This window comes from Microcystis sp. LE19-195.1E (assembly GCF_027532095.1).
Lineage (GTDB): Bacteria > Cyanobacteriota > Cyanobacteriia > Cyanobacteriales > Microcystaceae > Microcystis > Microcystis aeruginosa.
Map to the genome: position 1 here is coordinate 1 of NZ_JAPZSZ010000186.1, position 10,124 is coordinate 10,124.

The window sequence follows — 10,124 nt, forward strand, 5'->3', positions numbered from 1 at the left end:
ATTGTACTATTCCCAAGGCAGGTACACAGAAGCAGAACCTCTCCATCTAGAAGCATTAGATTTGAGAAAACGACTCTTAGGAGACAATCATCCCGATGTGGCACAATCCCTCAACAATTTAGCAGAATTGTACCGTTCCCAAGGCAGGTACACAGAAGCGGAACCTCTCCATCTAGAAGCATTAGATTTGAGAAAACGACTCTTAGGAGACAATCATCCCCATGTGGCAGCTTCCCTCAACAATTTAGCAGAATTGTACTATTCCCAAGGCAGGTACACAGAAGCAGAACCTCTCCATCTAGAAGCATTAGATTTGAGAAAACGACTCTTAGGAGACAATCATCCCGATGTGGCACAATCCCTCAACAATTTAGCAGCATTGTACCAATCCCAAGGCAGGTACACAGAAGCAGAACCTCTCTATCTAGAAGCGATTAATATTGCTACCCAAGGATTAGGGGAGAATCATCCCCATACCCAAACCTTTTATCGGAATTATCTGAGGATGTTATCCCAATTACCCGAAGCAGAATTAAGACAACGGTTTCCTGATGAGGTGGTGGAGATGTTGAAACCAAAACCCCCTCATCCCTGAAAACAGTCTTAACTGTGGTTGGAATGTTGAATGATGAACTATGACTAGGAACCTAGTTAAGAGTGGATTAGAGATGAAGATTGATTGAATAAACCAATCATAGTTAAGAGCGTTGGAAAAGAGGGTCTGTAGGCGCACGGATTTTCCATTATGAATATAGTATCCTGTCAAGTCGCCTTTGTCAAGAGAAAATTTGACAACATCCAGACAAACGTTATTGTAGGGGTAATTCATGAATTACCCCTACACCTATTACCTAGTCCAGTAACCCACCACCACCATTGACAGTGGTTGATGTAATCATCTGATGGACTATGACTAGGGAGCTAGTTAAGAGTGGATTAGAGATGAAGATTGATTGAATGAACGAATCATAGTCAATCAAATAATCACATCAATCATAGTTAAGACCGTTGGAAAAGAGGGTTCGTAGGCGCACGGATTTTCCATTATGAATATAGTATCCTGTCAAGTCGCCTTTGTCAAGAGAAAATTTAACAACATCCAGACAAACGTAGCAGAAGGATTGGATTGCATCTTTTTCTGATCTGACAAAGCCAGATTTTTTGTACTATATTTAGCAAGGGGACATTAAGCTTCAATCAAGATGGGAATTACAGCAGACGAATAAATTCTTCTTGTGTCAGTTCAGCATCGCGTAAAATTTTTAGGAGTAATCCTTTCCCGACAGTTTTCTCCCGATGAACCGGTACGGTGACAACTCTTCCATCTTCATGTTTTAAGCGCAGATGACTTCCTTTTTGTCGGATAGATTGAAACCCGATTTTAGTTAAAGCTTTGATAACTTCATCACCGGTTAATATCGGTAATTTTGGCATCAGATAGACACCTTTTCAATTCCAACAAACTCCGACACATCTTCAGGATTGTCATCTTCCAAGCAAAGTTCAATCACTTCCCTGATATTCTTCATCAATTCATCAATAGTTTCCCCTTGACTGTAACAACCCCGAAGTTGAGGAACTTCCCCAACATAATATCCACCATCATCTCGTTCAATGACAACATAAAACTCTCTTTGATGGTTCATGGTTCTCAATCCTTAAAAAAATTATCGCTGTCTAAGCGATTATTGAGACTTGAAAATAGGGTTTGTAGGCGCACGGATTTTCCATTATGAATATAATATCATGTCAAGTCGCCTTTGTCAAGAGAAATTTTGACAACATCCAGATTTAGTAAAACGTAGCCGATTGTAGGGGTAATTCATGAATTACCCCTACACCTATTACCTAGTCCAGTAGGGTGCGTTAGACGGCCAAAATTTCTGCTTTGACTTGAAGCTAACAATCTGTCGTAACGCACCACCTATCATTGACTTGAGGCAAAGTATTCGGACGATAACCTATGGTTGAAACCGTAGATTTCCTATCCGAATGCTGCGCCCCTACTTTTTCAGCATACCCTAATTAATCGGGCAATTTATACTGTTCCACAATCTTTTTAGCATATTCAGGAACATGAGCCGCTAATTTTTCAGGATAATTACGTTTAACATAAAGGTAATTACGGGTAAAGTGAGAATCGATGGAAAAGCGAGCATATTCTAAACCTTTGGGCCCGATTTTTTCAATTACTACTCCCATCATTTTTGCCGCCCACATCGGCAATGTTACACCTTTGTCGTAGGCAGGAATGCTATTTTGTACCGCCTGTTTTCTATCACCACTAGACATAACATCTTGGGTATCTAATTGGTCTTTAACTAACTCTAACATTTCCTTGCCCGTATCATTACGAACCATAATCCATTGCCAGCCAAAAGGTGCGCCCATATAGCCCACAACCAAATCGGCAAGGGAGTTAACATAATCAAAACAAGTCATACAGGAAGGGGCAAAAACATCCTTTAATTTATTAGTTTTTAAGCCAAAAAAGGGAACCATTTCGATGGAGCCGTCTTCGTGTTTAAAGTGTACCCGAAAATCCTGCATAAATTCGTAATGAACCACGGTTTCTGGGGAACGACTGGTAGTTTCTAGAAACTTTTGCAGTCCTGAGCGGGTGACATTATCGACGCAGGGAGTTCCTAAGACATATAACTTTTCTAAGCCTAATTTTTTTTCTACTGCTCTTAGGGCTTGAATTTGACAACCAACTCCGATAACTAATAACCGTTTCATGCCCGATTTTTCAATTTCTTCTAGGACTGATAAATTGGGAGAAAGAGTCGGTTTATTAACTTTAGCGGCGAGAATTTCTTCAGTGGTACGGGCGAGAATCGGTTGCGGGTGAAAGCGATCCTCGGCGGTATTCTGCACACAAACCACCCCTTCTACTAAACCACGATTGAGCATTTCACAGGCAATTGTGCTGACAATTCCCGTCCATTGCGCCCCGGGAATAGCTTGTTTTTTCTTGGCAGCCATCATCTCTTGATGAACACCAAAATAGAGATCATTTTCCTGATTTAGATTGCGACTTTTGCCGTGTGCTGCTGCTTCTAAATCGGCGATTTGTTGATTGAGAAAAGCACAAGCTTCTTTAACATAGTGAATATAATAAGTGTCACAAAGTCCGCACTCGCTACACAATTCTTTGGCGGGACGACGACTATTGGGTTTGAGGGCTTTGGCTTTTAGGTGTGGCGCAAGCGAGTTCATAATCTTAAAAGGCAACTAGGTCAAGGGTTTTTTTCTATCGATCGTTTACCTTACCGCATTCCATCACTTTGTTACCAATCTTTTTAAAGAAATGTAACGATTACCCGGAATAGGATCAGAGCAAAGCTTCTAAGGTGGCGACGACGGAAGCCGCTAAAGCTTCTAAATCATAACCACCTTCTAAGCCGAAAAGCAGCGGTTTATTGAGAGTTAAGAGGTATTTGGTTAAAATTCCATAATCCTGTGGGTGTAAACAAATTCCCGCCAGATGATCCGCTTGATTGGCATCATATCCAGCACTAACAATCACTAAATCCGGTTGAAAATTTTTCAGAAAAGGTATGACTTGCCCCTCAAAATGTTCTTGATAATCTTTAATCGTACTTCCCGCCGATAAGGGAATATTCAAAACATTATTAAACTCACCTTTTTCTCTCGCTTCTCCCGTGCCGGGATAGAAGGGGAATTGATGGAGGGAACAATAGGCAATCTGGGGATGATTTTCGACTATATCCTGGGTGCCATTGCCGTGATGCACGTCCCAATCAAGAATCGCTACTTTTTGCACTCTTTTGTTTTCTAAAGCATAATAAGCGGCAATAGCAGCATTAGAAAACAGACAGAAACCCATGCCATAATTAGAAGTGGCATGATGTCCGGGTGGACGGGCTAAAATAAAGGCAGGATCGCCAGTAGATAAGACTCGATCGACTCCATCTAACCAGCCACTAACCGCTAGTAACGCCACATCGTAACTACGGGCAGAAACGGGAGTATCTGCATCCAATCTTCCCCCACCCTGTTGACAAATTCGCCGCAATATATCAACATAATCTTGATTATGAACTTGTTTAATCAAAGGGATTACTTCGTCACGAATTTCGATCGGTGTCGGTAAATGCCATGTTAATTTTGACTGCCATTCTGTTTGTTTTAAAGCCTCGACAATTGCCGTTAAACGCGCCGCTTTTTCGGGATGGTAAATACCTGTATCGTGATCGAGAAATTCATCGGAATAGATAATCGAGATCATAATCAAATTACTGCTTAACTCGTTGATTTTTGAGCAACCCAATGGTTTTAATCTACCAGAAAAGCAGCGGCTTGAGCGGCTATAGTGAAAAAACTTTACTGATTGGGTCACTTTTGCCAGATGATGCAATTATCTTTCCCCAAGGTGACAGGAGGCAAAAATGCTGACAAATTTTCGGAAATTTCAACTAGAAGTTAATGGCATTACTATCAATGGTATCAAAGGTGGGCGCGGTTTTCCGCTGCTTTTGCTCCATGGTTATCCCCAAACCCATCAAATGTGGCATAAAATCGCCCCCCGATTAGCGGCTAATTTTACGGTGATCGCCACGGATCTGCGCGGCTACGGGGATAGCGATAAACCCTTACCCCTAGAGGATTCTAGCAATTACTGCAAGCGAGTCATGGCCCTCGATCAGGTGTTGCTGATGGAAAAATTGGGTTATCAGGAGTTTTATCTAATCGGCCACGATCGAGGGGCGCGAGTTTCCCACCGTCTCGCCCTTGATTTTCCCGAAAAGGTCAAAAAACTCGTTTTACTCGATATAGCACCAACGATGGCGATGTACGAGGCGACTGATAAAACTTTTGCCACTGCCTACTATCATTGGTTTTTCTTGATTCAGCCTTCCCCTTTTCCCGAAACCCTGATCGCCGCTAATCCCGATTATTATCTGCAACATTGCTTGCAAAGTTGGGGTCGAGATTTTAGCGCTTTTACAGAGGAAGCTTTGGGGGAATATCGGCGTTGTTTTCGAGATTTAAGGACGATAACCGCCACTTGTGCCGATTATCGGGCCGCCGCTACCATCGATTTAGAGCATGATCGTCAGGATTTAGACCGGAAAATTTCCTCTCCCCTCTTGGTTCTTTGGGGAAAAAAAGGTTTCATTGCACGTCAATACGATGTGATCGCTCTTTGGCAGCAGCGAGCTAATCAAGTCACTGGACAGGCGATCGCCAGCGGTCATTTTTTACCAGAAGAAGCACCAAAAGAGACGGGACAGGCGATCGAGGATTTTCTTCGCTAAGTAAAGAGATTGACGGCAGAATTCTCTGAGTTAGGAGTCAGATTTTTCAATCAATTACTGGTCAAATATTATTATGCAAATGCTAAAATATTCCCTGATCGTCCCCATCTATAACGAGGAAGAAACTATTGCCGAACTATATCGCCGGGTGAGTGCCATCATGAATAATTTAGATGGGGAGGTAGAATTAATCCTAGTAAATGATGGTAGTAAAGATAGTTCCTTAAAACTGCTGCGAGAACTGCACAAAGCTGATTCACGAGTGTGTTATATCAGTTTCGCTCGCAATTTTGGTCATCAAGCGGCGGTAACTGCTGGACTTAATTTTTGCCGAGGACAAGTAATTATTGTTTTGGATGCCGACCTGCAAGATCCACCTGAATTAATTCCCCAAATGATTGAAAAATGGCAAGAGGGGTATCAAGTAGTTTATGCCCAAAGAACCAAAAGAAAACAAGAAAGTTGGTTTAAAAAACTGACGGCCTATCTCTTTTATCGTTTGCTTAAAAGACTCGCTGATGTGGATATTCCCGCCGATACAGGAGACTTTTGTTTAATGGATCGTCAGGTGGTAGATCTATTAAATTCTCTCCCAGAAAGAAATCGTTATATTCGTGGGTTGCGCGCTTGGATTGGCTTTCCACAAACTGCGGTTAAATTTGAGCGGGATGCGCGCTTTGCTGGGGAAGTAAAATATACCTTTAGCAAATCATTATCTTTAGCTATTAATAGCCTAGTATCTTTTTCCCGTGTCCCCTTACGTTTTGCCACCTATCTAGGATTATTTTCTGCCCTGATATCTTTGATTATGGCTCTGTTAGTATTATATTGGCGTTTACAGCAACCCGACTCACCGATCACGGGTTTTGCCACGATTATGATCGCTATATTTTTTCTGGGTTCTGTACAGCTAATTAGCATCGGAATACTAGGAGAATATATCGGCAGAATTTACGAGGAAGTTAAAGGCAGACCCACCTACACAATTGCTGAGTTAGCTGGCTTACAAATTTCTTGATTATTGTCAGTAGGAATCGCTAATTTTTTGCTGTTTTGCCCATCTAGATAAAACTTGATCCTCCCTAGCGATCGCTACTCATGCGGCCTTGGCGGAGAGTTTTTGGGTCTTGGAGAATCTCTGGACAATAACGATCGAGCATTCTTTGCCAGCGACGGACAGGATCACAATCCCCGGTGACAGAGACAAGACGACCAAAAACGTAATTTTTTAGCCCAGTTTCACAGAGACGAAATTTCACCTCTGTTAGCTGGACTGATAGCTGATTGGAATCGCTAATAATTTTCTTGCGGATTTGTGGCACCAGGATTTTCTTGGTAGGAAAAGCTGTTACCAAACTCGAATTCTTGTCCGTAGGCTTCCTCTCCGTGTTCAGGAACATCTAACCCTTCTGCTTCCGTATTCGGTTTAACCCGCAGCTCCATAAATAGACTGAGAACTTTCAGGATAACAAAAGTACCCACGGCAGCAAAGATATAAGTAGCGGCAACGCCAACAAATTGCGTCCAGACTAAGCCGGGGTTGCCAAATAGTAAACCGTCATTACCCAAGGAATTAACCGATTTAGTGGCAAAAACCCCCGTAAGCAGCGCCCCTACCGTCCCACCCACACCATGGACGGGATAGGTATCCAAAGAATCATCAAAGCGCAATTTTGCCCGCAGACTAACCGCAAAAAAACAGGTAAGGGCAGTGATCGAACCAATGAGAATCGCCCCGATTGGCAGCACATAACCGGCAGCGGGAGTAATACCCACTAATCCCCCTAAAAATCCACTAGCAATACCGATCGCCGTCGGTTTACCCCGTAAAATCCATTCTATAAGCATCCATGTCAAACCACCAGCCGAAGCGGCGATCGTGGTATTAACAAAAGCTGTGGCTGCCAGCGAACTAGAAGAAAGCGCGCTACCCCCATTAAAACCAAACCAACCGAACCAGAGTAAACCGATACCTAGGAGAACAAAAGGCACATTATGGGGTGCATAGGCTTGGACACCAAAACTACGCCGCGGACCGATCATCCAGGCGGCCACCAGTGCGGAAATCCCGGAACTAATGTGAACAACGGTTCCACCGGCGAAATCCAGCGCCCCAGTGGCTGCCAACCAACCCTTACCCCAAACCCAGTGAGCTAGGGGAGAATAGATAAAGGTGGACCAAAGCAGTAAAAACCAAAAATAGGCTTTAAAGTTGACCCGTTCCACGATCGCACCCGAAATTAAAGCCGGGGTGATGATCGCAAACATCATCTGATAGACCATAAACACTTGATGGGGAACGGTGGGTGCATAACCGATATTGTCTGGTGTGGCCGCAGTGACACCGTTGAGAAAAATCCAATCTAGTCCCCCGATAAAAGCTTCAATTCCCTCGCCAAAACCACTTTTACCCAGGGTGACATCGAAAGCGAGACTATAACCCCAAAGCACCCAAGTTACACCGATGACGCCCATGGCCACCAAACTCATCATCATGGTGTTGAGGACGTTACGGGAACGCACTAAACCCCCATAAAAAAAAGCCAGTCCGGGGGTCATTAATAAAACTAAAGCCGACGAGATCAGCATCCAAGCTGTATCTCCAGCACTAATCGGATTGGGGGGAGCGGCGGCGACGGTTTCCGCAAAAACCGGGGCAACTCCGAAATTGAATCCCAGTCCCAGCAAAAGCATGGTTATTCCTACGATCTTTTTCATTGTCGGTTGGTGGTTAGTAGCAAGATTAATTTTTTCTGTCCGTAAAGAGACAAAAACCGAAAGAGAAAAGGTTTAGAAGGCAATTATAGTCACCGATCGCATCGGGGCGAGGCCTTCTTCCTTTTCTCTTTAACTTTGTCGGGGATAAGTTAATCTATCTTTACAAGGTTTAACCTAACGAGTGCTAGGCGTTTCCATGTCAACACTGGAAGCATAATAGCCACTGGCAACGATATCGGACTCCTTGACGAAACCGCTATAGGCTTCCATTCCGTGTTCACCCACATCCAGACCTTCCAATTCTTCTTCGGGAGTAACACGAATACCGAGGGTAGCCTTGAGGATTGTCCAAACAATACCACTAACAATCACGGTAAATGCCCCTACTGCCACAATTCCGATAATTTGGTTAATAAACAGTTGGAATTGACCGGTGATTAAACCCGCATCTTTGTTGAAGATACCGACGGCTAAAGTTCCCAACACACCACAGACGAGGTGAACGGAAGTCGCACCCACCGGGTCATCAATTTTCAGGTTATCGAAGAAAGACACCGAGTAAACCACGACTACACCGGCAATTAAACCGATGATTGCCGCCGACCAATAGGATACACCATCACAACCGGCAGTAACGGCTACTAAACCGGCCAGAATACCGTTAATAATCATCGAAAGGTCGGGTTTACCATCTTTGAACCAAGCGGTAAGGGTAGCGGCAATGCCACCCGCGGCCCCGGCGAGGTTAGTGGTGACAGCGATATAGGGGACAGTTTCATTAACCGCTAAAGTAGAACCGGGGTTAAAACCAAACCAGCCAATCCAGAGAATTAAACAACCCAAGGTCGCAATACTCATGTTATGGCCGGGTAAGGCACTGGTGCGACCGTTGATGTATTTACCCATTCTCGGACCGAGAATTGCCGCCCCGGTTAAAGCAGACCAACCACCCACCGAGTGAACCACCGTCGAACCGGCGAAGTCTTTAAAACCAAGGTCGGCTAACCAACCGCCACCCCAAACCCAGTGACCGGTGATCGGGTACATGATACCGACGATAATTAAGCTAAAAACGAGGAAATCGACGAATTTAATCCGTTCTGCCACTGCCCCAGATACAATGGTTGCCGCCGTTCCCGCGAAAGCGACTTGGAACAGGAAGAACACCGAGGTGGGCAAAGAGGCGGGCATAACGTAGGTGGCAGGATCGCTACTGCTGAGGAACCAACCTCCTGTACCGAAAAATTCGTTACTGACAGACCCGAACATCAGGGAGAAACCGATCGCCCAAAATGATATGGTGGAGAGGGCGAAAACGATCAGGTTTTTGGCCAGAACGTTAACGGCGTTTTTCTGGCGACAGAAACCCGTTTCTAGCATCGCAAAACCCGCGTTCATAAAGATCACGAGGATGGCGGCAATTAAAACCCAGATTGTATTGAGGGCGTTTTGGACATCTTCGGGGGTTAAGGGTTTCGCATCTTGGGCCTGTACGGCCGTGTTCCAAACCACAAAAATAATCGCGGACAAAGGAACACAGGCTAACCAGACAGGGTTAATTTTCGGTAACAAACCGACAAGTTCCCCGGATTTTCGAGCAATTCGTTTCATCGTTAATTCGTTTACTTTGTTGAGTTAGTAGGTCGATTCATTACTATTGAAAATAATTACCGAGCAATTATGTCCTTTCCACCGCTAAATCCTAGGAACAGGGGTCAATCATTTCAGAAGACCAAACACCTAGGGATTTATCTTGAGGTGTGAGTAGTCAATGTTTTTCGATCTTTGTTTTTTTGATCTGAGATTTCTGTATTCGTTGATACATTTCATTTTAAAATAATAGTGGTGGAGAAGTGATCAAGAATTTAGTTATCAGATGCGAGTTATCAGTTCACTGATTACTTTTTACTGTTTACTGATCACTGAAAAAAAGCTCCCCACTGATCAGTTTTTACTGATCACTGATCACTGAAAAGTCTCCCCTCATCGAAAATTTTGGGTGGGAAACCCCGCCGTTCTAGGTTGGCTTTACGTTAGAATTAAAAAGACCGTCTCGAAAACCAAGTGGGCGGACAGCACCTTGAAAACTCGGCTTAGGGGGTTCCGTTCAGAAAAGCTTGTCCG

11 protein-coding genes are annotated in these 10,124 nt (G+C 44.0%); 4 read left to right on the top strand and 7 right to left on the bottom strand.

Annotation, left to right across the window (positions count from 1 at the left end):
* Window positions 1-595 (top strand): tetratricopeptide repeat protein (locus O9300_RS10575; protein WP_287971594.1); only part of this gene is annotated, 595 nt, incomplete at its 5' end.
* 150 nt (window positions 596-745) lie between these two features.
* Window positions 746-880, top strand: coding sequence for a hypothetical protein (locus O9300_RS10580; RefSeq protein ID WP_287971595.1), 135 nt, complete (start codon window positions 746-748; stop codon window positions 878-880).
* A 329-nt stretch (window positions 881-1,209) separates the two neighbouring features.
* Here O9300_RS10580 and O9300_RS10585 read toward each other — a convergent pair whose 3' ends face one another.
* The 4 genes from O9300_RS10585 to O9300_RS10600 all read right to left on the bottom strand — a co-directional run bounded on the left by O9300_RS10585 (window position 1,210) and on the right by O9300_RS10600 (window position 4,252).
* On the bottom strand, window positions 1,210-1,434 hold the full coding sequence (locus tag O9300_RS10585; protein ID WP_012266728.1) for a type II toxin-antitoxin system HicA family toxin: 225 nt from the start codon (window positions 1,432-1,434) through the stop codon (window positions 1,210-1,212).
* Entirely contained in the window at window positions 1,434-1,646 is a 213-nt protein-coding gene (locus O9300_RS10590; protein ID WP_287971596.1) for a type II toxin-antitoxin system HicB family antitoxin, read from the bottom strand. Before O9300_RS10590 ends, O9300_RS10585 begins: the two co-directional genes overlap by 1 nt.
* Window positions 1,647-2,025: 379 nt before the next feature.
* Complete coding sequence (locus O9300_RS10595; protein WP_287971597.1) at window positions 2,026-3,219, bottom strand: Coenzyme F420 hydrogenase/dehydrogenase, beta subunit C-terminal domain; 1,194 nt, start codon at window positions 3,217-3,219, stop codon at window positions 2,026-2,028.
* Window positions 3,220-3,334: 115 nt separating this feature from the next.
* Window positions 3,335-4,252 (bottom strand): histone deacetylase family protein, encoded by a 918-nt coding sequence (locus O9300_RS10600; protein ID WP_287971603.1) that lies wholly within the window; start codon window positions 4,250-4,252, stop codon window positions 3,335-3,337.
* Between the two features lie 160 nt (window positions 4,253-4,412).
* Here O9300_RS10600 and O9300_RS10605 point away from each other — a divergent pair, with 160 nt between their 5' ends.
* Both O9300_RS10605 and O9300_RS10610 read left to right on the top strand, forming a co-directional pair.
* The gene (locus O9300_RS10605; RefSeq protein WP_147071978.1) at window positions 4,413-5,282 is read left to right on the top strand and encodes an alpha/beta fold hydrolase; all 870 of its coding nucleotides are present in this window, start codon (window positions 4,413-4,415) and stop codon (window positions 5,280-5,282) included.
* Window positions 5,283-5,361: 79 nt separating this feature from the next.
* Window positions 5,362-6,300, top strand: a complete 939-nt coding sequence (locus O9300_RS10610; RefSeq protein WP_079206962.1) for a glycosyltransferase family 2 protein — start codon at window positions 5,362-5,364, stop codon at window positions 6,298-6,300.
* A 64-nt stretch (window positions 6,301-6,364) separates the two neighbouring features.
* On the opposite strand, the gene O9300_RS10615 is transcribed toward O9300_RS10610, so the two are convergent.
* The 3 genes from O9300_RS10615 to O9300_RS10625 all read right to left on the bottom strand — a co-directional run bounded on the left by O9300_RS10615 (window position 6,365) and on the right by O9300_RS10625 (window position 9,611).
* Window positions 6,365-6,604 carry a hypothetical protein gene (locus tag O9300_RS10615; protein ID WP_287107783.1) on the bottom strand — a complete coding sequence of 80 codons (240 nt, stop codon included), beginning with the start codon at window positions 6,602-6,604 and terminating at the stop codon, window positions 6,365-6,367.
* The gene (locus O9300_RS10620; protein WP_287971599.1) at window positions 6,576-8,000 is read right to left on the bottom strand and encodes an ammonium transporter; all 1,425 of its coding nucleotides are present in this window, start codon (window positions 7,998-8,000) and stop codon (window positions 6,576-6,578) included. Before O9300_RS10620 ends, O9300_RS10615 begins: the two co-directional genes overlap by 29 nt.
* A 174-nt stretch (window positions 8,001-8,174) precedes the next feature.
* A complete protein-coding gene (locus O9300_RS10625) occupies window positions 8,175-9,611 on the bottom strand; it encodes an ammonium transporter (RefSeq protein ID WP_287971601.1) in 1,437 nt (478 codons plus the stop codon).
* Between the last annotated feature and the right edge of the window lie 513 nt (window positions 9,612-10,124).